Here is a 23,992-nt window from a genome sequence, read left to right on the forward strand (position 1 = left end):
GCCGCCGGACAAAATGAAAACTGAAACGACCAGAACCAAGACGATTTCCGACCCCGGATATGTTGATCTTTTTACCCCGAAGCTTGTTACCGTCCTGCGCGAGGGATATGGGCTTGCGCAATTGCGGGCAGATGCGATTGCCGGACTGACGGTGGCAATTGTCGCCCTGCCGCTGTCTATGGCGATTGCGATTGCATCGGGGGTATCCCCGGCACAGGGGCTTTATACTGCCGTCGTTGGCGGGATTCTGGTGTCGCTGCTTGGTGGGAGCCGGTTTCAGATTGGTGGACCGGCAGGGGCCTTTATCGTTTTGGTGGCTGGCACTGTTCAGATGCATGGCATCGACGGGCTGATTATCGCGACGATCATGTCGGGCTTCATCCTGATGGGAGTCGGCGGATTGAAGCTCGGCACCTATATCAAGTTCATTCCCTATCCGGTGACGGTTGGCTTTACCGCTGGCATTGCTGTGATCATTTTCTCCAGCCAGATCAAGGATTTGCTGGGCTTGACCCTGTTTGGGCCAGAGCCGGGGCCGTTGCTTGAAAAACTGCCGGTAATCTGGGCGGCACTGCCGAGCATTGATCCGATCACGGTGATGCTGTCAGGCGGAACGATTGTTGTGATTGTTGGACTAAAACGGTTGCGGCCGCATTGGCCAGGCATGCTGATTGCGGTGGCTGGCACAGCCATTGTGACCATCGCGTTTGACTTTCAGGTCTCGACGATTGGCAGCATGTTTGGTGGTATTCCAAGTGAATTTCCACTTCCGTCTTTGCCTGCATTTTCAATCGATAAGGTCCAGGCGGTGATCCCCAATGCGATTGCTTTTGCGTTGCTTGGCGCGATTGAATCGCTGCTGTCGGCCGTTGTGGCCGATGGCATGACCGGACGGCGACATCGTTCCAACTGCGAATTGGTGGCCCAAGGGGTTGCCAATATTGCGTCAGGCCTGTTTGGCGGGATTTGCGTGACCGGCACGATTGCGCGCACGGCAACCAATATTCGCGCAGGCGCCCATGGACCGATTGCCGGAATACTTCATGCGCTGTTTTTGTTGATGTTCATTTTGATTGCCGCACCGCTGGCAAGTTTCATCCCGCTGGCCTGTTTGGCCGGGGTGCTGGCGGTTGTGGCGTGGAACATGATTGAAAGACATGCCTTTGCCACGCTTTTGCGGGCCTCGCGCGGGGATGCGGCGGTCCTGATGGCGACATTCCTTTTAACGATCTTCCGCGATCTGATGGAGGCCATCGTGGTTGGCTTTGCCTTAGGCGCGGTGCTGTTTATCCAGCGCATGTCAAAAACCACCGCCATTGCAAGCCATACGCCGTTTGTTTCTGAAGATCAGGCTGATCGAAAGGCGGGGGCTCCGATATCATCGGATGTCGCACCCGCAACTGATTCCAGTATTATTGTATACCGGATTTCGGGCGTGTTCTTTTTTGGGGCGGCGGCTTCGATCGGTTCGGTGCTTGACCAGATTGGCGATATTCATCGGGCCTTGATCATTGATTTCGCCGCCGTGCCGTTTCTGGACTCTACAGCGGCCAATACGCTGGCCAGTCTTGCCAGCAAGGCCGATGGGCGCGGTGTGCAGGTAATATTGACCGGAACATCCCACGACGTGCGACGGGAACTGTTTGCCCATGGCATCAAGCCGCCATTGGTGCAGTACGAACACACGATTGAAAAGGCTGTGGGCAGCGTACGGGGGTAAAGGTGGGCGCCTCACATTCAATATTACCGTCCATATGACGGCATAGCCGACACAAGCAAGATCAGCCAGATTTGTCGCGTTTGCTGGGGGATTCATGCCTAAAGTATTGGCAAATAGGGGTTTGGGCGTTATTTGGTATATGAATACCGATTTGTTGATTTGAAAGGCAGGACGATGGCGCAGGAAACCGGACTTGTTGTGGATACCAATGGCGGTGTTGCGACCATCACCATTTGCCAACCGGAACGTAAAAATGCCCTGACCAAACCGATGTGGGGCACATTGGCGCGCATTGCACAGGAATTATCTGATGATATGGATTTGCGCTGTGTGGTCATTCGCGGGGGCGACGGCGTTGGTTTTGGCGCCGGGGCGGACATTCATGAGTTTGTGCGCGAACGGGCCGGATTTGAAAAGGCGCGCGATTACGGAATGCTGCATGCCGAAGCCCTGCAAGCCATTCAGTCCTGCACGCATCCAGTGATTGCCGCGATTGACGGGCCGTGCATGGGGGCATCGTTTGTTTTGGCCGCCGTGTGTGATTTGCGCATTGCCGCCGACAGCGCCAAATTTGCTGTGCCGCCGATGAAACTGGGCGCAACACTTGGGTATCCGGAATTGCAAATTATGCTGGATTTGCTGGGCGAGGCGGCCCTGTTTGAAATCCTGCTTGAAGGACAGATGTTTGGTGCCGAACGTGCGCGTGAAATCGGCTTTGTTGCCCGCCATGTGCCGATTGCTGATTTTGACGGCGAAGTGGCGACAACCGCAAACCGTATTGCTGGCGGTGCGCCGATCACCCAACGTCTGCACAAAAAAATGATCAACCGGCTGCGTCAAGGCGGGGCGATTGATGCGCGTGAATTTGACGATGGATACCGCGCCTTTGACAGTGCGGATTTCAAGGAAGGTTACACCGCGTTTCTTGAAAAGCGCAAAGCGGTGTTTAGCGGCAAATAGACCGACCCATCAAAGCGGAAGGTCCGGCGTCAGCGGCACATCGGTGATGCCGTAATCAAGGCCCATCTTATGCAGTTCGCTGGTGATCTGGGATCTGTGGTGGGTTTGGTGATTGAAAAACTGGATCAGAAACAGTGGGCGGGGCAAATTGCGGGTGATGCCGTCAACCCCGGTGAATTCGCGAAACCCGTCCTGCCAGTCGTGATCATCGGATGTGACAAATGCTTCGATCTCTGCATCAAGGTCACGGCGTGCTTGGCGCAGGGTATCGAAATCATCGGCAACCGTGCCATGCGCATCATACACCGGGGCCTCACCGGTTTTCATGATGCCCAGAATGCGGATGTCGATATGGACCAGGTGGTTCAGAGTTGCATGAATTGATTTGAAAAACATGCCGCGATCTCGGCGGCGTTCCTCATCCCCGATCTGATCACAAAGCTTAAACAGAACGTCATTTTGCCAGCGGTTGTAGCGGGCCATCACATGGCCGTAATCATCAAACGTCATTTTCGCCATGTGCGTGGGGCTCCTGTGGGGCGGGTTATTCTGCGGATACCGGTTTGGTTTCTGTTTTGGGTTCTGGCGTGTTTGGCGTGTTTGGCGCGTTAAAGTCATAGGCAACTTCGGGCAGTTTCGCCTCGGCCACGAAATGCACCATCAGATTGGCAAAAATCGCAAAACAGAGCATTGAAATGGTGACGGGCAAGAGCGTGCCGTCATGAAAATGCCCAATCAACATCCCGGCAACCGCACCGGTGGCAAACTGAATGGTGCCCATCAAGGCCGTGGCCGTGCCACCGATATGGGGGAAATACTGCATGAAGGATGCGGTGGCGTTGGGGGCTGTCAACCCGATCATGCCAACTGACAGCATCACCAATGGCACGACACTATAAAGTGTCGGCTCAAACACGTTGATTGCAAAGAACAATCCAATGACGCTGGCAAGCTGGATGCCAGAACCAATCATCAGAATTTGATGACATTCAAGACGGCGCAGCAATGGATTGTTCAGCCGGTTGCAAATCACGATCACAACAACATTACAGCCAAACAGATAGGGGAAGACCGCCGGGGATACGCCGAAAAAGTCGATATACATAAACGGGCTGTCGGTCAGGAAGCTAAACATCACCGCACTGGCACCTGTGTGGGTCAGCATAAAACCAACTGCCTTGCGCGTACGCAAAACCCCAAGATATGTCCACCAGATGCGCCGTGCGGGTCCGGCATAGCGGGGGCGATATTTGGTGGTTTCGGGCATTTTGAACCAGACGACAAACAGCATAACGCTGCCATAGATCACCAATAAAACAAAGATCGCCTGCCAGTTAAACCAGACCAGAAGAACCGATCCGACGGTTGGCGCGACAAGCGGGGCAATCATCATGATCACGGCAATCAGCGCGAACATGCGCGCGGCTTCCTTGCCGTCGTACAGATCACGCACCGATGCGCCGACGACCACAAGGGCAAAGCCACCACCAATCGCCTGAATAAACCGCATGACATTCAGGGCGGTGGAACTTTCAACGCTGGTGATGATCGCACTGGTGATGATGTAAACAACAAGCCCGGTGAGTGCGATGGGGCGACGGCCAATACGGTCAGACACCGGTCCGCCAATCAACTGGCCCAAGGCAAACCCGATAAGAAACGTACTGATGGAGACCTCAACCGCGTGGGTTGTCGCGCCAAAATCATCCGCCATGGCGGGGATTGCTGGCAGATAGGTATCAATTGCGAACGGGGCCGTCGCAATCAACGCCGCCAGCAACAATGCCAGACGTTTTGGGTTTAACTCGGTGTTTGGCGCGTTGCTGGCCATATCATTCCATTCCGTTTCATGAGGTGGCAGGTGGAGAGCAGGTTTCCCGATGTCCAGATCAGAGCATGATTTCAACTTGCCAACGGAGGACGTTGCGAATGCCGTCAGCCTGAGGCAGGCAGGACGATGGTGACTGTGGTGTGGGGCTCTGGAAATTATAGGGCACCAGCAACCTGAAACGATTCAAGTCCTTCATTATCCACAAAAAAACCGTTCTTTCCAGAGATGGTAGATATGAACAGCAGTATGGCAGCCATGCAGGCCATTGATCGTAAACGCGCAAAGGGCGGCATCCGTTGGAATGCCGCCCTTTGCGTTACAATGTATTTGGCAATTTGAATTGCAGATCAGCTCACCCGATCAATGGGTCATGATCCGTTCAGGACCCATCAATGTATTTGGCAACCAGGTCGAGATGACCGGAACATAGGTGATCAGGATCAGGAAGCCGAGAAGGATCATCAACCACGGCAATGCCGCCTTTACAACCTTGAGCAACGGCATGCCCGTGATCCCGGATGTCACAAACAGGTTCAATCCAACCGGCGGGGTGATCATGCCGATTTCCATATTGACCACCATGATGATGCCCAGATGGATTGGATCGATGCCAAGCTGCATGGCAATCGGGAACAGGATCGGTGCCATGATCAAAAGGATCGCGGACGGTTCCATAAAGTTCCCGGCAATCAGCAGCACGATATTGACAACAATCAGGAAGCCCCATGCCGGAAGTCCCCAGTCGATAATGGTTCCAGCAATGGTATGAGGAATACGTTCCGAGGTCAGAACATGGGCGAACAGCATCGCATTGGCGATGATGAACATCAGCATGATCGTGACTTTTCCTGCTTCAAGCAGGACCTGACGGATGTCCTTGTCAAACGGGATCAGTGCGATTGCTTTGCCCATTTTCGGCAGGTTATAGGCAAGCAGGCTGCCAAAACCGGTGTTGCCGTTTTCAGGCACCCATGACTGTTCCTTGATCGGGCCCATGTCGCGGTAAAATACCACGGCAACGATCATGGCATAGAAGGCTGCAACGGCGGCGGCCTCGGTCGGGGTGAAAACACCACCGTAAATACCGCCCATGATCAGTACTACAAGGAAAAGTCCACCAGATGCCGACAGCAATGCACGACCCCATTCGCCAAGGGTCGGGCGTGGCTGGCTTGGCAGTTTTTTGACGCGTGCGACGATGTAAATCGCAATCATCAACATCAGGCCGACCATTATGCCCGGGATCACCCCGGCAAGGAACATGCGGCCAACCGAAACCTCGGTCGCGGCGGCATAAACCACCATAACGATCGATGGCGGGATCAGAATGCCAAGTGTTCCGGCATTACAAATCACACCAGCCGCAAAGCTTTGCGGATAGCCCGCGCGCACCATCCCGGCGATCACGATGGAGCCGATGGCAACAACCGTGGCCGGGCTGGAGCCGGAAACGGCGGCAAACAGCATACAGGCCAGAACCGATGCCATGGCAAGACCACCAGGGAACCAGCCGACCGTATCAATGGCAAAGCGGATCAGACGACGCGCGACACCACCGGTCGATAAAAACGCCGATGCCAGAATGAAATAAGGGATGGCAAGAAGGGTGTAATGTTCCATCCCGCCAAACAGCTTTTCTGCCAATGTGGCAAGGCTGTCATCGCCAAACAGCATAATGGTCGCAAGCGACGACACGCCAAGTGAAATGGCAATCGGTGCGCCCAATGCCATCAAGCCGAACAGCAGGATAAACAGGAATGCAATTGTCATGATTTTGTGTCCCCGCCTGACTTATGATTTAGACTTGGCAGAAGCATTTTGATCATCGTCACTGCCATTGGGGGCAATCTGATCAATCGCTTCGCGGGCTTCGTCAGCCAGATTGAAACCAACCTGCTTGCCGGTAATGATCCGCCAGCCAACCTGTGCCAGACGGAACGCCAAAAGGGTGGCACCAACCGGCATGATCAGATAGACGAACCACAGCATGACCGGGCTGTCTTCGGCCTCCATCTCAAGCATGTGGTTGAAGCTGACGAGTTCCCACCCGCCAATGATCAGCCAGCTTGAATAAAGGATGCCTGCGCCAACAACGATAAGGCCAATGACGCGCTGGACCTTATCGGGGAACAGGCGCACAAGCGCATCTACCCCGATATGCGATCCAACCTTCACCCCATAGGACATGCCAAACAGGATCAGCCAGGCAAACAGGAATTCGGTGATTTCCAGAGCCCATGTCAGGCCGGAATTAAACACGTAGCGCATGACGACATTCACAAAGGTAAGTGACGTCATGGCGGCGAGCAGGAGGGCAATTAAGCCCTCCTCCAGCCGGGTAACGACCGCTGAAATCATCAGAAACGGCCCTTTTCCAAATGTAGGGAAAGAAGAACGGATTAGTTACACGCAGCCGCCGCGTCGATGATGTCCTGACCGATGTCGTCGGAGAATTCCGCCCAAACCGGTTTGACAGCTTCCTGCCATGCGGAGAAATCGTCACCGGACAGCTGCAGAACTTCGGTTTCACCCGAATCAATGACGGCCTGACGCTGTTCGGCGGTCAGTTCAGCCGACAGGTCATTGGCGTAATCGGATGCTTCGTTCATGGCCTGGGTCAGACCATCACGGATTTCCGGGTCCAGACCGTCCCACCATTTGGTCGAGGTGACGACCATGTAGTCCAGAAGGCCATGGTTTGATTCGGTGATGTAATCCTGAACTTCGAAGAATTTCTTCGAATAGATGTTCGACCAGGTGTTTTCCTGACCATCAACAACACCCGTTTGCAGGGCGGAATAGGTTTCCGAGAACGCCATTTTCTGTGGCACCGCGTCGACGGCTTCGAACTGTGCAGCGATTACGTCAGACGACTGAATACGGAATTTCAGGCCCTCGGCATCGGCAGGATTGTTGAGTGGCTTGTTGGCCGAAAGCTGTTTGAGGCCGTTGTGCCAATAGCCAACACCGGTCAAACCCTTGTCGGACATGGCGCCCAGAAGTTCCTGACCTTTTTCACCGTTCTGGAAGCAGGAAACAGCATCCATGTCTTTAAACAGGAACGGAAGGTCATAGACCTGAAGCTTTTTGGTCCATTTGCCAAATTTCGCCAGCGACGGTGCGCCGAACTGAACATCACCCCGCAGGATGGCGGCAAGAACCTTGCTGTCATCAAACAGCTGCGAGTTCGGGTAAATTTCAATTTTAACTTTGTCGCCAAGGAGTTCCTCGGCGCGTTTTTTAAAGAATTCCGCACCCTTGCCTTTGGGGGTGTTCGGCGCGACCACATGGGCAAACTTGATGACTTCCTGTGCGGATGCCATGCCGTTCATGCCAAGGATTGCGGCCGTTGCAACACTGGCTGCGAGGATTTTCTTGCTGATAAGACGCATCAAAATGTCTCCCTATAAGTTTTGTGCGTTTTCCCGGTAGCGCGCCTTTTGTCGGCGTCGTTTTGAAACGCCGTGCGGCGCTGGCCTCTTATCAGCAAGGCGCGGGCCAGTTTTTACGGTTGCCTATAAACTGCATGAAAACAACCGGTTAGGGGCATTGATGCAAGTGTGCGATGCAGCATAAGTGACTGTTTTTGTTGGGGATTTCGCACATCAAATTTCACGAGTGTGTGAAAATCCACACACGTAAGTTGGGGGTGATGTGTGCGTATTTCTGCGATGATGTGGATGGACTGGGATAAACAAAAACCCGCCTTATCGGGCGGGTTCTGCATCGGTGGAACTGCGGGGTTTTCTGAAATCAGCGGGGGTAATGCCGTATTTTGTCAATTTGTCATAGAATGTCTTGCGCGGCAGGCCAAGGGTCATGACCGTTGCAGTGACATTGCCGCCATGTTCACGCAGGGCTTCGCAAATCACACCTTTTTCAAAGGCATCGACCTGTTGGGGCAGGGATGCAATTTCCGAGTTGCTGTCGTCCTTGCCGTTGGCCAGTGGATCAAGCCCCAGGACCCGGCGTTCGGCGGCATTGCGCAATTCGCGCACATTTCCCGGCCAGTCATGGGCGTTAAATGTTGCCTGTTCGGCCGGGGTGATCGGTTTTGTCGGACGGTCAAATCGATTGGCGGCATCGCGGGCAAAATGTTCAAACAACAATGGAATGTCGTCCTTACGATCGCGAAGCGGCGGGATATGAAGTTGCACGACGTTCAGGCGGTAATAGAGGTCTTCGCGAAATTCCCCGCGTGAGGCGGCATCGCGCAGATCAATTTTGGTGGCGGCAACGACGCGCAGATCAATCGGCTGGACGCGGTTTGAGCCCAGCCGTTCAAGGGCGCGTTCCTGTAAAACCCGCAAAAGCTTGATCTGAAGGGCGAGCGGCATGCTTTCGATTTCATCAAGAAACATGGTGCCCTTGTCGGCAAATTCGAATTTTCCGATGCGTTTGTGATCCGCCCCGGTAAAAGCCCCGGCCTCGTGGCCAAACAGTTCAGATTCAATGAGTTGTTCGGGCATTGCCCCGCAATTCACGGCAACAAACGGACCGCTGCGCCCCGACATTTCATGCAGGTTGCGTGCGATGACTTCCTTGCCAGAACCGGTTTCACCATTGATCAGCACATGTGCATTGGTCGATGCGACATTACCAATCAGGGTGCGCAGTTTTTCCATCGCCGGGTTTTGACCGATGAAGCCCGATACATTTTTGCTGTGGCGGGCCAGTTCGACCTTAAGCGTTCTGTTTTCCAGCACCAGTTTGCGGTGGCTGATGGCGCGTTTGGTGATGTCGATAAAAAGATCGGGATCAAACGGTTTTTCAATGAAATCAAAGGCCCCGTCATGCATGGCGCGGACAGCGGTTGCGATGTCACCATGTCCGGTAATCATGACGATGGGCATTTCGCCGTCAATTTTGCGGGCTTCGGTCAAAAATTCCAGACCATCCATTTTGGGCATTCGGATGTCAGAGACGACAACGCCCGACCAGCCTTTGCGCAGTCGGGCAAGGGCGGATAGCGCATCGGCAAAGACCTCAACCCGGATATCTGCCAGTTCGAGTGTCTGCTGTGCGGCTTCTCGCACATCGGCATCATCATCAACAAACAGAACGCAATGGGCGGTGGTTTGCACTGGCTTTCCTTCGATCCGTTTCAAAGATCACGCGGCCAAGGCATATCCAATGCGTGATCTGTTATGAACTCTCCGATTGATGCGGAGTTTCGATCTGTTTATCAGTCGAAGCGTTTTGCGTCGAGTGCCAGTTATCGCCACTGTCGGCGGTGACCGCATCGTAACGAAGTTCGATGATAAAGGATGCACCGCCATTTGGGCGGTTTTTCGCACGAATGGTGCCGCCAAAGCTTCGGATGATGCCATAGCAGATCGACAACCCCAGCCCCAACCCGTCGCCGAATGGCTTGGTGGTGAAGAACGGGTCAAACAGTTTGGGCAGATTTTCGGGCAGGATGCCGTGCCCATTGTCCTTGATGCTGACCAGCAGGCGGTCGTCGCCCTTGGTGATGTGGACTTCGATTTTTGCGTCTTCATCACTCGGGCAGGCATCGGCGGCATTATTGAGGATGTTGGTAAAGACCTGAATGAGCTGGTTGGGTTCTGCAATGACGGGTTTTAAGTCCGGGGCGTAGCTGAGCACGATGTTTGATGCGCCAGTGCGACCGGTTTCAAGTATCAGGTCAATGGCCTTTTGCATTTGTTCATGGACATCAACCGGCTGATTGTCCTGTTCGGGACGGCGGGCAAAGGTTTTAAGGTTGCTTGTGATCCGGCCCATGCGGTCTGTCAGTTCGGAAATGCGTTGCAGGTTCCGGTTGGCCGTATCGCTGTTGCCGCGCGATATGAATTTCAACGCATTTTCCGCATAACTGCGAATGGCAGTCAGCGGTTGATTGATTTCATGGGCAATGCCCGCCGACATTTGGCCAAGGGCGGCCAGTTTGCTTGTCTGGACCAATTCGGTTTGGGCGGATCGTAGGGCATCTTCGGTACGTGACCTTTCATTGATTTCCTGTGCCAGACGCAAGTTGGTGCTCATAAGGTCGGCGGTGCGAAGCCGGACCTGGCGTTCAAGTTCGCGCTGTGACCAATCACGGATTTCAAGTTGTTCAAGCATCGTGCGACGGCGTTGCAGGATGATGAAAACCAGCCCGGCAAAGATGACGTGGGCGGCCCCGGCCATTAGTCCGGCACTAAGCGTTGAGCGATCCAGAACCGACTTGTCGGTCAAAAGAAACATCCGCCACCCTTGCTTGGGAAGGGAACTGCTGGTCGCGAGATATGTCGTCTTGCCTAGGTTGGTCTTTGTTGACGATGGTTCTGCTTTTTCCGCACGCTCCGCTGGTGGCATGTCAGACAGGTCTTTGGGAATGGTCGACAACGTCAGAACAGAAAGTTCATCGCCCTTGGGCCATTGCCCGTCGGTCAGAGGCATCAGGTCAAGTGGAGAATCGCCGTATTTACGCGATGCGATGATGCGCGGACGATTTTTGGCGGGCAGGTCTTCGAGGGTGCGAAAACGCCATTCCGGACGTGCTGATATGATGACGACGCCGTTTTCATCCGTGACAAGCACGCTTTCTCCACCCTTGGTCCAGCGCTGCAGCAATGTATCAAGGTGGGTTTTAACAACCATCGCCCCGTCAAACGTCACACCATCGGAGCGCACCGGATGGGAAATATAGTAGCCCGGAACGTTCGATGTTATGCCAAAGGCAAAGTAATGGCCGGTTTCGCCACGGCGTGCTTGCTGAAAATAGGGCCGGAAGGAGAAATTCCGCCCGATAAAGGACGCGTCACTGTTCCAGTTGCTGGCCGCAATGGTCGTGCCGTCACGGTTCATGAAATAAATGTCGGATGCGCCACTGTCGGCAGCAAGTTTTTCCAAATAGACATTTACCTGTGCGGCATTGGCGGGATCGGCAAAGGTGGCAAGGTTGAGGATGCGGTTATCAGAAGCCAGCGTGATCGGCAGATATTCGTGTTCCTTGATCGCGCCTTGAAGGTTGGAGCGATACAATTCCAGTTTGTTGCGGCCATCCTGTGCTATATCGACAAGGCGGGTTTCGCGCCAGAACTCTGTCACAGTCCAAACCGTTACAGGCAGCAACAGCAGCAATATGCAAAGAACAGCACGCGATGTGCGTTTGACCGAGACTGATGTTCTTAGCATTTCCACCCATTCATTTTTACGATCATCCACCACTTAAGGATAGGTGGTTCCGGAGGATTAAATTACAAATTCATTTCAATTCCCAGATGAAATTTCACAAGTTCGGCCTGACGCTTGATAATCGCTTGATCAGATTGTACCTATCAAGGACGCGACTATGCTGGTCAGCACGGTTTGAAAGCAGGTTTGGCATCCGCCAAGATCAAAAAGCCGTTTACCGTATCAAGAAAGTTCCCCTTGAATGAGCGAACAAGACACACACCTGATTTGGGTTCTGGCCGATGATCGGGCCGGAAACATCAATCAGGCAATCGGCGTTGCCGAAGCGCTGGCACAGCCATTCAAGCGGGTTGATATCGAATATACAAAGCTGGCCCGGCTGCCCAACATCCTGCGTGGTGCGAGTTTGCTTGGTGTGGATGACGGAACGCGTGCGCGTTTGACCACACCCTGGCCCGATCTTGTCATTGCGGCCGGGCGCCGAACGGCCCCTGTTGCCCGCTGGATCAAAAAGCAAAGCCGCGGTCACACCCGAATTTGTCAAATCATGCGCCCTGATAGTGGTGAAAAGGATTTTGATCTGATTGCCGTTCCGGCCCATGACCAGATGCCTGCGCGTGAAAACGTTTTGGAAATTCCCGGTGCGCCGCATCGGATCACGGAAACGCGTCTTTTGATCGAAGCCGATAATTGGCGCAGCCATTTCAAAGGTTTGCCCGGTCCCCGGTTTGCCGTGATTGTTGGCGGCAGTTCAAAGAAAACGACGTTTACCGCAGACATGGCCGATGATCTGATTTCACACGCAATTGATGCGGCGAAGGCTGTTGACGGTAGCCTTCTGGTGACGACAAGCCGACGCACCGGGCGCGAAAACGAACAACTGATTGCCGACCGGTTGGCGCAGTCGGGGATTTCGTATCATTTGCATGACTGGACATCGGATGCCGAAAATCCGTATTTCGGGTATCTCGCACTGGCCGATGTCTTGATCGTAACAGGTGATTCGGTTTCGATGTGTTGTGAAGCCGCCGCCGCACCGGGGGGCGTTTATATCTATGCGCCGCAAGGACTGGCGGCGATACGGCATCAACGTCTACATCAGGCGTTATATGACGGGCAATATGCCCGACCGTTGCTTGATAGTACCGAACTCGTCCCATTCAAACATCCATCGTTGCAGCCCGCACGCGCGGTTGCCCAGCGGTGTCTTGAATTGCTAAGTGCGCCGGTATCCTGATCCGTTAATCTGGGTGACGCAGACCATTTCCCATCGGGTCGATGTGATCGACCAGAAAGTCGATAAAGGCGCGGATGCGCGTGGCAAGATGTTCGTGGCCGGCAAACATCGCATGAATGAGTTGTTCGTCCTGTGGCGTCCAGTCTGACAGGATTTCGACCAAATTCCCGGCCTTAATATCAGCCTGAATGTGGAAACGTCCCAGTCTGGCCAAGCCAAGCCCGGAAAGGCACATGCGCCGCATTGTCGGGCCGTTATCGCACATGAAATTCCCCGATATGGTGCGCTTGAGCCTGTCGCCTGTTTCGGGGCTGCGAAATGACCATTCATTCAAGGGCAGGGGGAAGTTAAACCGCAGACAATTATGGTTCACAAGATCGTCGGGATGATGTGGCAAACCGTGCTTGGCAATATAGTCGGGGGATGCCACGACCATGCGGTGGCTTTCGATCAGTTTGCGGGCCTTAAGCGATGAGTCGGGCAGTGCCCCCGATCGGATGGCGATATCGGCCCGTTCTTCGAGCAAATCAATAATTCCGTCGGTCAGTGAAAAATCCAGTTCGACGTCTGGATAGCGTTCCAGAAAGGCCGGGATCAGTGGCTGCACATACATCAGCCCGAAGGCAATCGACGCATTGACGCGCAAACGGCCACTTGGTGCGGCCTTGCCGCCACTGGCAACCGCACGTTCGGCATCGTCGATTTCATCAAGAACACGGCGTGCCCGCACCAGATACATGTCGCCTTCTGGCGTGAGTTGAAGGCCACGAGTGGACCGCACGATCAAGCGGGTCGACAATCGGTCTTCGATGCGCGTGACAAGCTTACTGACGGCGGATGGCGACAGATGCAGTTTGCGCCCGGCTTCGGAAAAGCTTTTGAGTTCGGCCACCCGAATGAAGGCTTCCATTTCCCCTGCACGATTATCCAACTGATCCTCCGCCTTTGAATTCAATTCAAAGGCATTTGTCGCGCATTCCCGATTATCGCGCAACCATTCCATCGTCATATTGGGCGGCAATGGACGGGGTCGAATGCCCCATCACCTTTTTAGCCCGCAGCGTAGTGCGCGCGGGCCGGAGAATGAAAATGCCGCTTGCTTTATTTGCGTTGACGATTGCGGCCTATGCAATCGGGACAACGGAGTTTGTCGTTGTTGGCTTGTTGCCGACCGTGGCAAATGATCTTTCCATTACGCTGCCGATGGCCGGGTTGATCGTCAGTGTCTATGCCCTTGGCGTGACGTTTGGTGCGCCTGTTTTAACCGCCCTTACCGGGCGGTTGCCGCGCAAAACTCTGATGCTTGGTCTGATGGGGGTGTTTGTGTTGGGTAATGGAGCCGCCGCACTCAGCCCGAATTATGAGATGCTGTTGGTGGCCCGGGTAATTTCGGCCTTTGCCCATGGTGTGTTTTTCTCAATCGGGGCGACGATTGCCGCCGATCTGGTGCCGGAAAATCGTCGGGCATCGGCAATTGCCATGATGTTCATGGGGTTGACGGTTGCGATTGTCACCGGCGTGCCATTGGGCACATTCATCGGTCAGCTATTTGGCTGGCGTGCGACGTTCTGGGGTGTTGCATCACTTGGCGTGATTGCCTTTGCCGCGATTGCCGTTTTGTTGCCATCAAACCTGACCCGTGCGGAACCTGCACGGTTGCTTGATCAGGTCCGCGTGCTGGGCAGTGGTCGTTTGTTGCTGGTGTTTGGCATGACGGCGTTTGGCTATGGCGGGACGTTCGTGACCTTTACTTATCTGTCCGCGGTTTTGCAGGATATTACCGGATTTAGCGAGGCATCGGTCAGCCTGATACTGGTGTTTTACGGATTGGCGATTGCGGTGGGGAACCTTGCCGGGGGCCGTATTGCAGATCGCAATCCGGTGCGTGCCTTAAGCGTGCTGTTTGCGTTGCAGGCGGCAACATTGGTTGTCTTTACCTTTACCGCCGTCTCGCCGGTTCTGGCATTGGTGACACTGGCGGCCCTTGGTTTCTTGCAATTTGCCAGTGTGCCGGGGCTTCAGCTTTATGTTGTGCAACTGGCGAAATTGCATCGCCCGGGTGGGGTTGATGTGGCATCGGCGCTAAACATTGCGGCGTTCAATCTTGGCATTGCCATTGGGGCATGGGTTGGCGGGCTGGTGGTTTCATCGTCACTTGGCCTGTCGGCAACGCCGTGGGTGGCGGCCATTCTTGTTACCTTTGCTGTCGGGTTGACACGGATTAGTGGTGCGCTGGATCGTCGGGCCAGTTCGGTTCTTTCGGCCTCATAACCGTTTCTGACACCCACCCCATCTGTTGCATCAGATGGGGTGGGTGTCAGAAAGGCTTGTTTTAATTGCCGTTTTGGCGTTGTTTGAACACGTGCCCCACAAAACAGGTTTTGTCCCTATGTCTGCGACCAATGGTGCGATGACTGCACCTGATCTTTTCCCACGCAAAACGGCGATCCTGCTGTTGGCGACTGTGGCGTGCTGTTTTGCCGCGAACCACGTTGCCGCGCGTCTTGCCTTTGAAAACGGGACGGGGTTGCTGTTGGCAATCTTGTGCCGGTCCGGGGTGGCGTTATTGATCCTGATCGCGATTGTTGTCGGACAACGCCATTCCATTCGTCTGCCGAAAAGTTCGGTGCGCTGGCAGATTCTTTTGGGCTTGATGATCACGATCCAAAGCCTGTGCCTGTATTCGGCGGTTGCGCGCATTCCTGTTGCACTGGCGTTGCTGACGGCCAACAGTTTCCCGATCATTCTGGCCCTTCTGACGTGGGGTTTAGGGGGCGCGCGTCCAACACTGAAATCAACTGCGCTGATGCTGTTTATTCTGTCGGGGCTGGTCTTGGCGCTTGATGTGCCCGGTAAACTCGATGGTGACGTTTCGGTCGGTGAAACCTGGTGGCAGGGAATTGCCTTTGCATTGACGGCGGCGACCGCCTTGTCCGTGGCGTTTTGGGTGACCGATCATAAACTTGCGGCCTTGAACGGGTCTGTTCGGTCAATGTTCACCATGGTCGTGGTTTTTATTTCCATGATCATTGCTGGTCTTGGCGATGTTTTACCCGGTGGCATGGCCTTGCCTGATGCAACACCGGGCTGGTTCGGATTGGCGGCCTTGGTTTTGCTCTATGGTGGGGCGTTTTCGGTTCTGTTCATCTCCGTGCCGCGTCTTGATATGGCGCGCAACGCGCCGGTGATGAACATGGAACCGATTGCGACATTGCTGTTTGCCTGGGTGGTGCTTGGTCAAATGATCAGCCCGATACAGATGGCGGGTGGCCTTGTCGTGATCAGCGGGATTGTGATCCTGAGTTTGCGCAAATCAGCCTGATTGTCGGGCATAGGTCAAAATGCAGAAAAGGGGCCAGATGGCCCCTTTTGTAATGCTTATGAGTGGAAAACTCAGACCGCTTGCGAATGCCTGACATGGGCATGATTGAGATAGGTATCAAACACGGCACAGACCGCACGAACCAACGGGCGCCCCGTATCGGTCAGTTTAATGTGCGTGCTGTTAACTTCCACGATATCATCATTGGTCATTGCACGAATGCGATTGAGTTCTGGTGCAAATCTGTCGGCAGATGTGCCGTGTGTGGCACAGATTTTTGCGACATCCACCGACAGATTGCACATCAGCTCGTTGATGATGTCACGGCGCAGGCGGTCTTCGTTTGAAACGGCAACGCCTTTTTCAATCGCACAGTCGCCGCCCTCAACCGCGCGCTGCCAACGGGCCAGTGCCGGATCATTCTGAGCATAGCCTTGCGGCAGGGACGAAATGGCCGATGGACCAAACCCGATCAGGGCCTCGGCGCGGTCGGTGGTATATCCCTGGAAATTACGGTGTAGTTTGCCGTTGTAAAGTGCGGTTGCCATCGGGTCTGCCTGATGGGCGAAATGGTCCAGACCGATTGCGACATAGCGGTGATAGGCCAGCCTGTTCTGGATTTCTTCATACTGTGCCCAGCGTTCCTGCGTATCTGGCAGGGTTTCGGTCGGGATCAGGTTTTGGTGTTTTTTCATCCATGGCACATGGGCATAGCCAAATACCGACAGACGATCCGGGCAGAGTGTGGCGGTCTGATCGACGGTCTGGCGGATGGATTGAACGGTTTGATTGGGCAGGCCATACATCAGGTCGACGTTGATGCCGCGAAGGCCGCGATGGCGCAATCGGGAAATGACGTCACGGACCAGATCATAACTTTGGACGCGGTTAACCGCGCGCTGGACATCGGCGTTGAAATCCTGAATGCCAATGCTTGCGCGGTTAAAGCCGCATTCGATCATGGCATCCATCAGATCATCATTTGCCGTGCGCGGGTCCATTTCAATGGCGACTTCGGCTGTGGGCAGGATATCAACCTTTTTGCGGATAGCACCCATGATGGTCCGAAGATCATCGGCCTTAAGGATGGTCGGGCTGCCGCCGCCAAAATGAATGTGCGAGACCGTGAACCTGTGTGTGGGATCAAGCTTGCCCAACGTGTTTTTGATCTCGGTCAGAAGGGCCGCGACATAGGTGCCAACGGGTTTGTAATGCTTGGTGATTTTGGTGTTACAGCCGCAGAACCAGCACATTTCCTCGCAATAGGGGACATGCAGATATAGCGATAGCGGCTGAAGCGGATTTAACTCGCCAAGCCAGTTTGCAAACACTTTGCCGTTTATGGCGTCATGAAAATGCGGTGCCGTTGGATAGCTGGTGTAGCGCGGCAGGCGCAGGTCGTATTTTTCATAAAGGGCAAGCTGCATGACGGACATCCCGATTGGTGCGTTCTGTCCGTCTTTTGCATCATTCCAATGATGCGCGCCTTGATGTGCGTCAAGGATGGGGAACGGGAAAACCGTGCCGTTTGCTCAGGGCCTGCAGGATGGTGTCTTTGTCATCAATAAAAGCATGGCCATTGGCTACGCCGGTTTGAACATCAGACGTATCACCCGATTTCAGGATCATCACCGGAAGAGATTGGTGGTCTTCCCCCAGAAGGTCAACTATCTCCGCGCGCGGACGCGGCCATGCAATGCGATGAATATCAAGGTCGCCGCACAGATCGGGAAAAGACGCCAGAACACCCTCGATCAGCGCGCAGTGCCAGCAATAAAATCGCTGTCCGGGCCATGCCGGATCTTCGAAATTGGGTTTTAGGACAAAAATCGTATCACGCTCGATAACAGGCATGGGGCAGCGCCTTTTAATGGGGGGCGAGAAGGTGCTTCGCCGCGTGGATATCGCAACACTTTATCAGAGGTGCTTGAACGCTGAGATCAGATCGGCTCTAAGGGTGGCCAGTCGTTCGCGACCTTCGTCTTCTTCATAGGGTTTTGATTGTCCAACACCCCAGATCGGGCCGGGCCAAGCAGCATCATCCTTAAAGCGGGCAACCACATGGCAATGGAGCTGTGGCACCATATTGCCCAGCATCGCGACATTGGTTTTATGGGCATCAAACCGGCGTTTTAGAGCGGCTGAAACGGTGGCGGCTTCGTCGCCCAGCGTTTTGCGATCTTCCGGGCTGAGATCATCATAGTCAACAAGATCAGGACGTTTAGGAACAAGAATGAGCCATGGATAGCGCGCATCATTCATCAACAAAACATGTGATAGCGGGCCGTCTGTGACCAAGGTCGTATCAGCAGCAAGTTGGGGATGAAGCGAAAAGGCGTTGTTCATGTGGGGACCTCAATCTTAAGCCAAAAAGACGTGTTGTTATAACCTGCTCAGTCGGAAGTGTCTTCTCTTGCGTGGTGATTATTTGGCAAGTGGTCGGCATCACGTCACTTTCATCCGACCATTCGAAGATGGGGTGGTGTGGCGACCGGTTGATCGGGGCGCGTATTTTGTTTTTGATGGTCTTGAGGCGCCAGACAGCCCAAGGCATCAAGTGTCCGATGAACAGCGACATCAAGCGGCGTATGGGGTTCGTTGCCAAACAGTGTACGCAAACGATCATTGTGCATGCGGGCCGGGTTGCGCCAAAGGTAACGAATTTCCCAGGCTTCGCGGAAGAACGGGACAAATGGGCGCAGCAGGCCAATCATCGTCCATGGAAGGGATTTGACTGGAATATCGGGATTTCCAACCGCGCGTTTGATCGCAGCGATCATTTGTGTCCCGTCGTTGTCCCAATGTCCTTGCAGGTGAAATTGCGCGAAGGATCCTAAGACATCGGATTGATCAAGAAGCCGCACAATCGTTTCGGCGACGTCGGGCAAATACGCCCATTGATGGCCCACGCCCGCCTTGCCCGGATAGGTGATTTCACGAACAGGTTGACCGGCCTTGACCAGACATTGGGAGAACCAGTTGTTGTTTGCGCCCGGTCCAAAAAAATCACCTGCGCGAACAATCAATCCTGTTGCACCTGAATGAACAGCTCGGCGCATCCGCCGTTCCATTTCGACCCGAATAGCGCCTTTGCGGGTGTTCGGGAGCTGCGGGCTGGTTTCGGTCAGATTGGAAAGTTGGTCTTCATTGAAATTGTAAACCGTTCCGGGCAGGACAATGCGTGCCTTGTTTACGATGGCGGCCGCAATCGTGTTGTCAAGCATGGGCAAAACCAACTTGGACCAATTGCGGTAGCCCGGCGGATTAACGGCATGAATGATGACATCAACACCTCGGCTTGCATTTAACACGTCATGACGGCACATGGCATCGCCGACGCGCCAGTCAATATCATCTGCATTGGATTGATCGGCCTTGGGGGATGTTCGCACCAGTGCACGAACCTGCCAGCCATGATCATGAAGTGCGGTGGTAATGGCCGATCCAATGCCACCATTGGCACCAATGACAAGGGCGATACGGTTTGAATTTCGGGTCATGATTTTGTCCTCCGTTAATTGGGATGGACAAAGGGTACTGGTCATGTCGGTAAAACGGTATTCTATAAATTGGCATTTATGATATACATAAATGTATGGCAATGCATGAACCCAACTGGGACCTTTATCGGACGTTTCTTGCTGTGTTAGAGCATGGGTCTCTTTCGGCGGCTGCACGCGTGCTCGGCTTGACGCAGCCGACGGTTGGGCGACACATTGATGAATTGCAAGAGCAGTTGGGGATTGTGCTTTTCACCCGGTCGCAATCTGGTTTGGTGCCAACAGATACAGCCATTGGGTTACGTCCACATGCAGAAGCACTGCGATCAACGGCAAAGGCACTTCAACGCGCTGCAAGTGCCGAGAGAGGTGCCGTTCAAGGTACTGTGCGCATCACCGCAGCTGAAGTGGTCGGGATTGAAATTTTGCCGCCCATCCTGACGGGTATTCGCAATTCATTTCCTGATCTTGAATTTGAGCTTGTGTTGTCAAACCGGGTGGAAAATTTGCTGCGACGCGATGCCGATATTGCGGTGCGTATGGTTGCACCAAATCAGGATTCCCTCATCGCGCAGAAGACCGGGACCGTTGAGATCGGGTTTTATGCGACGACGCGATATCTTGCGCAATCTGGCTGGGCGGATCGCCATGATAAAATTGACTGGTCGGAGCTTGTCAAACTTGATCTGATCGGTTTTGACACCAAGACAGCTGACATTCGATCGATTATTGAAAGAAATCAGCACCTTGGCAATGTGGAATTTGACATGCGTGTTGATAGCAATACCGCGCAGTTGGCGATGATGCGGGCGGGTTTCGGTGTTGCTCTTTGCCAGTCGCATCTGGCTGCACGAAGTGGCGATTGTGTGCGTCTGATTCCAGAGTTTTCGGTCGGACTGGACACGTGGATAACCATGCACGAAGGCCTGCGCGATACATTGCGCTGCCGGATGGTGTTCGATGCCCTGGTTAGGGGAATGAAATCTTATGTGCGCGGTGGCTTAAAAGGTCTTTCAGTACCGCCTGTTGGATCGCTCGGTGATTGACAGGTGACGCATATGGTTTCATGCGAAGCCACGGCGACCTTATCCTTTTGCAGCAGTGGCCTGTGGTGCTGATCACACTGGTTTGCTTGCGATTTGATTGGTTTGCTCCTAGCTAACAACTGGGTTGGCTTTCATGCCTTACGCAGCAAAAGGAAACCTCAGTATGTCGGATCGAAAGCGCGTCGTTATCGTTGGGGCCGGATTTGGTGGCATGAGTGCGGCCAAAAAACTTGCTGGTAAAGATGTTGACGTCATTCTGATCGACAAACGCAATCATCACCTGTTTCAACCGTTGCTGTATCAGGTGGCAACGGCGGATTTGTCGCCGGCTGAAATTGCCTGGCCGATCCGCAGCATGTTCAGTAAATCGCCAAATGTTTCCGTTTTTATGGGTGAAGTCACCGGGATTGACTTGCCAAATCAGCGTGTTCTGTCCGGGGAGCATGTTCTGGAATATGACTACCTTGTCTTGGCAATCGGGGCGGTGACGTCCTATTTCGGCAATGATGACTGGGCGTCGGTGGCTCCGGGTTTGAAGAATATTACCGAGGCGACCGACATCCGCAAAAGCCTTTTGATGGCGTTTGAGCGGGCCGAGAACAGTCAGGATGAGGATCAAAAACGCCGACTTTTGAATTTCATTGTTGTTGGCGGTGGTCCGACCGGTGTCGAAATGGCCGGGGCAATTGCCGAACTTGCCAAAAAGACACTGTCTGATGACTTTCGCCGAATTGATCCGCGTGACGCGCGCATCATCCTTGCCGAAGGTGGGCCAAGGTTGCTGGCTGCATTCCCCGAAGATTTGTCTGACTATACGCAAAAGTCGCTTGAAAGCATTGGGGTTGAAGTGCGCGTTGGGCAGGCTGTCACCGAGATCACCGCACAAGGTGCGAAAATCGGCGATGAATTTATTCCCAGTGCCAATGTCATCTGGGGGGCCGGAGTTCAGGTTCCTGATTTGCAAGACTGGACGCAAAAACCTGCGGATCGTGGCGGGCGGATCATGGTTGAGGGGGACCTTTCGGTTCCGGGCCATTCACATGTTTTTGTCATTGGCGATGCTGCCCATGTTGCGTGGCGCGATGGTTTAACCGTGCCGGGCATTGCACCGGCGGCCAAGCAACAGGGAAAATACGTCGGGCAGCGTATTCTTGATCTGATGAACGGGCGGCAAACATCGCCGTTTAAATATAGTCACGCCGGCAACCTTGCGACGATTGGCCGACACCGTGCTGTGATGGACCTTAATGGCATCAAGCTAAGAGGATGGCTGGCCTGGTGGTTCTGGGGGCTGGCGCATATTTATTTTCTGATCGGGTTGCGCGCCCCGGCACTTGTCATGGTGCAATGGATGTGGAGTTACCTGTTTCGTAAAAAAGGTGCGCGCCTGATTACCGGGCAGGACAGGGAAAATGCGACGGCGGTTGTGCCGCCGCCGCAAAAGGAAACCTGAACGACTGTGTGTGGCCACAAACATCAGGCCGCGTTTTCAGTTCTGTGTTTTGCGATCAAACGATCAACGATGTTGGCAACCTCACCCTCGGCATCGGCGATGGATTGACGGGTTCGGTTATCGGCAAACTCGTCATATTCGATGGCCGCGCCGTATTGATCGGTGATCCCGATATATTCGAGCGGGGTGAAAAGAGCACCTTCGACAAAGTTCAGATGCGCAATTCGGCCATCCGGGCCATAGCCGTAATCACCGCGCGATGACAGGGCAACGATGGATTTATTGCCCGTTACCATCGGCCAATAAGGAACACCGTCGCGTGTCCGGTCAAACCCAAAGGTGCGACCCACCCGGACGATGTTATCAAGCCAGGCCTTCATCTGGGCGGGCATCCCGAAATTATACATTGGAACACCGGCAACAATCACATCGGCACGCAGCAATTCATCGACCAGTGTGTCACTTTGGGCCAAGGCATCATGCATCCAGTCTTCGCGTTGTTCGGGTTTGGTGAATGCCGCATGGACCCAGTCACCGGTGACGGGTTTGGGCGGGGATGCGCCAACATCGCGGTAAATGATTTCATCATCGGGGCGTTGGGTGCGCCAGAGTTCGATGAATTTGGCACTCAGGCGGCGGCTTTGGGAGCCGTGTTGTTTTTGGTCGGACCGGCCGGGGCGGGCACTGCTGTCGATGTGCAAGATCGTGGTCATGATATCCTCCTAAGGATGATACTTGTTCATCTGTTGTTTGTTCGATGACCAAGACTTGCCTTGTTTTGGATGTTTCGGCAAAATCGAATTCCTCAGTTCATGGATGAATTAGGTTCACCTATATGTCGTTGCCACCACTTGCCGCATTGCGCGCCTTTGAGGCCGCCGCCCGCCATCAGAGTTTTAAAAAGGCTGCGGCTGAAATCGCCGTAACGCCAACAGCAATCAGCCATCAGATACGCCTGCTTGAGGAAACGCTTGGCATTCGTTTGTTTGATCGCAGGCCAAGGCAGGTTGTTTTGACACCGGCGGGGCATGAGCTTTTCCCTGTTCTGCGTGATGGGTTTGCATCCTTTGCCTTGGCGATTGATCATGTTGGGCAACGCACAAAGACCAGAAGCCTGACGGTGTCGGTTTTGCCATCTTTTGCTGCCAAATGGCTGTTGCCGCGACTTCCGCGCTTTCAGGCCGAACATCCTGATATTCATCTGCGTTTGCATACCTCGCCCGAGGTGGTTGATCTGCCAAGCGGGGTTGTCGATGCTGCAATCCGTTATGGCGCCGGGCCCTACCGCGGACTTGTGGCGCAAACCATGTTTCAAGAACGGTTCGTGCCACTTTGCAGTCCGATGCTGGGTCTGAAGCATCCTGAAGACCTTAAGGACTGTGCGCTTTTGCATCTCGATTGGCTAAGACCCGATGATCAGACACCGACATGGGAACGCTGGGGCTCGGCAGCGGGTATCAGTGGCTTGAAACTTTCGGGGGGATTTACGTTTTCTGATGATGCCCATGCCATTCAGGCGGCCATTGCCGGGCAGGGCGTGGTTCTGGCCAGCCGCGAACTGGCACGCGCCGAACTTGACGGTGGGCTGCTCGTGCAGCCGTTTGGGCCAGTGATCGAAGGTCATACCTACAATCTGGTGCATACCGGCCGCGGCGACCATCGGGCAGAAGTCGAGGTGTTTGGAAACTGGATTGTGAGTGAAATTGCCAGATCACAAGAACATTCAAAACCCGCAGGCGATTGATGATTGACCTAAAGGGTCGCATGCGAAACGATACAGTCT

At 54.1% G+C, this 23,992-nt stretch carries 21 protein-coding genes; 8 read left to right on the forward strand and 13 right to left on the reverse strand.

Annotated elements, in window-relative coordinates:
- Window positions 1-13 precede the first annotated feature (13 nt).
- Both COO92_RS15730 and COO92_RS15735 read left to right on the forward strand, forming a co-directional pair.
- Window positions 14-1,720, forward strand: a complete 1,707-nt coding sequence (locus COO92_RS15730; RefSeq protein ID WP_101303622.1) for a SulP family inorganic anion transporter — start codon at window positions 14-16, stop codon at window positions 1,718-1,720.
- 174 nt (window positions 1,721-1,894) lie between these two features.
- Entirely contained in the window at window positions 1,895-2,680 is a 786-nt protein-coding gene (locus COO92_RS15735; protein ID WP_101303624.1) for an enoyl-CoA hydratase/isomerase family protein, read from the forward strand.
- Window positions 2,681-2,689: 9 nt separating this feature from the next.
- Here COO92_RS15735 and COO92_RS15740 read toward each other — a convergent pair whose 3' ends face one another.
- The 7 genes from COO92_RS15740 to COO92_RS15770 all read right to left on the reverse strand — a co-directional run bounded on the left by COO92_RS15740 (window position 2,690) and on the right by COO92_RS15770 (window position 11,651).
- On the reverse strand, window positions 2,690-3,199 hold the full coding sequence (locus COO92_RS15740; RefSeq protein WP_101303625.1) for a DinB family protein: 510 nt from the start codon (window positions 3,197-3,199) through the stop codon (window positions 2,690-2,692).
- Between the two features lie 25 nt (window positions 3,200-3,224).
- The gene (locus COO92_RS15745; protein WP_101303627.1) at window positions 3,225-4,511 is read right to left on the reverse strand and encodes a multidrug effflux MFS transporter; all 1,287 of its coding nucleotides are present in this window, start codon (window positions 4,509-4,511) and stop codon (window positions 3,225-3,227) included.
- A gap of 360 nt (window positions 4,512-4,871) precedes the next feature.
- Window positions 4,872-6,281 (reverse strand): TRAP transporter large permease, encoded by a 1,410-nt coding sequence (locus tag COO92_RS15750; RefSeq protein WP_022733447.1) that lies wholly within the window; start codon window positions 6,279-6,281, stop codon window positions 4,872-4,874.
- A 21-nt stretch (window positions 6,282-6,302) separates the two neighbouring features.
- Window positions 6,303-6,869: a TRAP transporter small permease gene (locus tag COO92_RS15755; protein WP_101303629.1), complete on the reverse strand. Its 567-nt coding sequence runs from the start codon at window positions 6,867-6,869 to the stop codon at window positions 6,303-6,305.
- A gap of 41 nt (window positions 6,870-6,910) precedes the next feature.
- On the reverse strand, window positions 6,911-7,903 hold the full coding sequence (locus COO92_RS15760) for a TRAP transporter substrate-binding protein (protein WP_101303631.1): 993 nt from the start codon (window positions 7,901-7,903) through the stop codon (window positions 6,911-6,913).
- Window positions 7,904-8,218: 315 nt separating this feature from the next.
- A complete protein-coding gene (locus tag COO92_RS15765) occupies window positions 8,219-9,595 on the reverse strand; it encodes a sigma-54-dependent transcriptional regulator (protein WP_101303633.1) in 1,377 nt (458 codons plus the stop codon).
- A 61-nt stretch (window positions 9,596-9,656) separates the two neighbouring features.
- Window positions 9,657-11,651, reverse strand: a complete 1,995-nt coding sequence (locus COO92_RS15770) for a sensor histidine kinase (protein WP_101303995.1) — start codon at window positions 11,649-11,651, stop codon at window positions 9,657-9,659.
- A 241-nt stretch (window positions 11,652-11,892) separates the two neighbouring features.
- Here COO92_RS15770 and COO92_RS15775 point away from each other — a divergent pair, with 241 nt between their 5' ends.
- Window positions 11,893-12,888 carry a mitochondrial fission ELM1 family protein gene (locus COO92_RS15775; RefSeq protein WP_101303635.1) on the forward strand — a complete coding sequence of 332 codons (996 nt, stop codon included), beginning with the start codon at window positions 11,893-11,895 and terminating at the stop codon, window positions 12,886-12,888.
- Between the two features lie 4 nt (window positions 12,889-12,892).
- On the opposite strand, the gene COO92_RS15780 is transcribed toward COO92_RS15775, so the two are convergent.
- On the reverse strand, window positions 12,893-13,819 hold the full coding sequence (locus COO92_RS15780; protein WP_101303997.1) for a LysR family transcriptional regulator: 927 nt from the start codon (window positions 13,817-13,819) through the stop codon (window positions 12,893-12,895).
- Between the two features lie 158 nt (window positions 13,820-13,977).
- Here COO92_RS15780 and COO92_RS15785 point away from each other — a divergent pair, with 158 nt between their 5' ends.
- Both COO92_RS15785 and COO92_RS15790 read left to right on the forward strand, forming a co-directional pair.
- Complete coding sequence (locus tag COO92_RS15785) at window positions 13,978-15,159, forward strand: MFS transporter (protein ID WP_101303637.1); 1,182 nt, start codon at window positions 13,978-13,980, stop codon at window positions 15,157-15,159.
- A 118-nt stretch (window positions 15,160-15,277) separates the two neighbouring features.
- The gene (locus tag COO92_RS15790) at window positions 15,278-16,210 is read left to right on the forward strand and encodes an EamA family transporter (protein WP_101303999.1); all 933 of its coding nucleotides are present in this window, start codon (window positions 15,278-15,280) and stop codon (window positions 16,208-16,210) included.
- A gap of 71 nt (window positions 16,211-16,281) precedes the next feature.
- On the opposite strand, the gene hemN is transcribed toward COO92_RS15790, so the two are convergent.
- The 4 genes from hemN to COO92_RS15810 form a co-directional block, all read right to left on the reverse strand.
- Entirely contained in the window at window positions 16,282-17,637 is a 1,356-nt protein-coding gene (gene hemN, locus COO92_RS15795) for an oxygen-independent coproporphyrinogen III oxidase (RefSeq protein WP_101304001.1), read from the reverse strand.
- Between the two features lie 70 nt (window positions 17,638-17,707).
- On the reverse strand, window positions 17,708-18,064 hold the full coding sequence (locus tag COO92_RS15800; protein WP_101303639.1) for a DUF3088 domain-containing protein: 357 nt from the start codon (window positions 18,062-18,064) through the stop codon (window positions 17,708-17,710).
- Window positions 18,065-18,127: 63 nt separating this feature from the next.
- The gene (locus COO92_RS15805; RefSeq protein WP_101303641.1) at window positions 18,128-18,556 is read right to left on the reverse strand and encodes an HIT family protein; all 429 of its coding nucleotides are present in this window, start codon (window positions 18,554-18,556) and stop codon (window positions 18,128-18,130) included.
- A gap of 110 nt (window positions 18,557-18,666) precedes the next feature.
- The gene (locus COO92_RS15810) at window positions 18,667-19,710 is read right to left on the reverse strand and encodes an NAD-dependent epimerase/dehydratase family protein (RefSeq protein WP_101303643.1); all 1,044 of its coding nucleotides are present in this window, start codon (window positions 19,708-19,710) and stop codon (window positions 18,667-18,669) included.
- Window positions 19,711-19,805: 95 nt separating this feature from the next.
- On the opposite strand from COO92_RS15810, the gene COO92_RS15815 reads away from it, so the two are divergent.
- Window positions 19,806-20,756, forward strand: coding sequence for a LysR family transcriptional regulator (locus tag COO92_RS15815; protein WP_101303645.1), 951 nt, complete (start codon window positions 19,806-19,808; stop codon window positions 20,754-20,756).
- A 163-nt stretch (window positions 20,757-20,919) separates the two neighbouring features.
- Window positions 20,920-22,209 (forward strand): NAD(P)/FAD-dependent oxidoreductase, encoded by a 1,290-nt coding sequence (locus COO92_RS15820; protein ID WP_101303647.1) that lies wholly within the window; start codon window positions 20,920-20,922, stop codon window positions 22,207-22,209.
- Between the two features lie 23 nt (window positions 22,210-22,232).
- Here COO92_RS15820 and COO92_RS15825 read toward each other — a convergent pair whose 3' ends face one another.
- On the reverse strand, window positions 22,233-22,922 hold the full coding sequence (locus COO92_RS15825) for an FMN-dependent NADH-azoreductase (protein ID WP_101303649.1): 690 nt from the start codon (window positions 22,920-22,922) through the stop codon (window positions 22,233-22,235).
- Window positions 22,923-23,044: 122 nt separating this feature from the next.
- Here COO92_RS15825 and gcvA point away from each other — a divergent pair, with 122 nt between their 5' ends.
- Window positions 23,045-23,953, forward strand: coding sequence for a transcriptional regulator GcvA (gcvA, locus tag COO92_RS15830; RefSeq protein ID WP_101303651.1), 909 nt, complete (start codon window positions 23,045-23,047; stop codon window positions 23,951-23,953).
- Window positions 23,954-23,992: the final 39 nt, after the last annotated feature.

The organism is Thalassospira lohafexi, from assembly GCF_002844275.1.
GTDB lineage: Bacteria > Pseudomonadota > Alphaproteobacteria > Rhodospirillales > Thalassospiraceae > Thalassospira > Thalassospira lohafexi.

Bases quoted from the DNA above. Each gene is read 5' to 3' on its own strand.
- COO92_RS15820 (WP_101303647.1), top strand. From the start codon at position 20,920: ATGTCGGATCGAAAGCGCGTCGTTATCGTTGGGGCCGGATTTGGTGGC.
- COO92_RS15760 (WP_101303631.1), bottom strand. From the start codon at position 7,903: ATGCGTCTTATCAGCAAGAAAATCCTCGCAGCCAGTGTTGCAACGGCC.
- gcvA (WP_101303651.1), top strand. From the start codon at position 23,045: ATGTCGTTGCCACCACTTGCCGCATTGCGCGCCTTTGAGGCCGCCGCC.
- COO92_RS15800 (WP_101303639.1), bottom strand. From the start codon at position 18,064: ATGCCTGTTATCGAGCGTGATACGATTTTTGTCCTAAAACCCAATTTC.
- COO92_RS15770 (WP_101303995.1), bottom strand. From the start codon at position 11,651: ATGCTAAGAACATCAGTCTCGGTCAAACGCACATCGCGTGCTGTTCTT.
- hemN (WP_101304001.1), bottom strand. From the start codon at position 17,637: ATGCAGCTTGCCCTTTATGAAAAATACGACCTGCGCCTGCCGCGCTAC.
- COO92_RS15815 (WP_101303645.1), top strand. From the start codon at position 19,806: ATGGCAATGCATGAACCCAACTGGGACCTTTATCGGACGTTTCTTGCT.
- COO92_RS15810 (WP_101303643.1), bottom strand. From the start codon at position 19,710: ATGACCCGAAATTCAAACCGTATCGCCCTTGTCATTGGTGCCAATGGT.
- COO92_RS15735 (WP_101303624.1), top strand. From the start codon at position 1,895: ATGGCGCAGGAAACCGGACTTGTTGTGGATACCAATGGCGGTGTTGCG.
- COO92_RS15805 (WP_101303641.1), bottom strand. From the start codon at position 18,556: ATGAACAACGCCTTTTCGCTTCATCCCCAACTTGCTGCTGATACGACC.
- COO92_RS15790 (WP_101303999.1), top strand. From the start codon at position 15,278: ATGTCTGCGACCAATGGTGCGATGACTGCACCTGATCTTTTCCCACGC.
- COO92_RS15740 (WP_101303625.1), bottom strand. From the start codon at position 3,199: ATGGCGAAAATGACGTTTGATGATTACGGCCATGTGATGGCCCGCTAC.
- COO92_RS15745 (WP_101303627.1), bottom strand. From the start codon at position 4,511: ATGGCCAGCAACGCGCCAAACACCGAGTTAAACCCAAAACGTCTGGCA.
- COO92_RS15755 (WP_101303629.1), bottom strand. From the start codon at position 6,869: ATGATTTCAGCGGTCGTTACCCGGCTGGAGGAGGGCTTAATTGCCCTC.
- COO92_RS15730 (WP_101303622.1), top strand. From the start codon at position 14: ATGAAAACTGAAACGACCAGAACCAAGACGATTTCCGACCCCGGATAT.
- COO92_RS15825 (WP_101303649.1), bottom strand. From the start codon at position 22,922: ATGACCACGATCTTGCACATCGACAGCAGTGCCCGCCCCGGCCGGTCC.
- COO92_RS15750 (WP_022733447.1), bottom strand. From the start codon at position 6,281: ATGACAATTGCATTCCTGTTTATCCTGCTGTTCGGCTTGATGGCATTG.
- COO92_RS15785 (WP_101303637.1), top strand. From the start codon at position 13,978: ATGCCGCTTGCTTTATTTGCGTTGACGATTGCGGCCTATGCAATCGGG.
- COO92_RS15775 (WP_101303635.1), top strand. From the start codon at position 11,893: ATGAGCGAACAAGACACACACCTGATTTGGGTTCTGGCCGATGATCGG.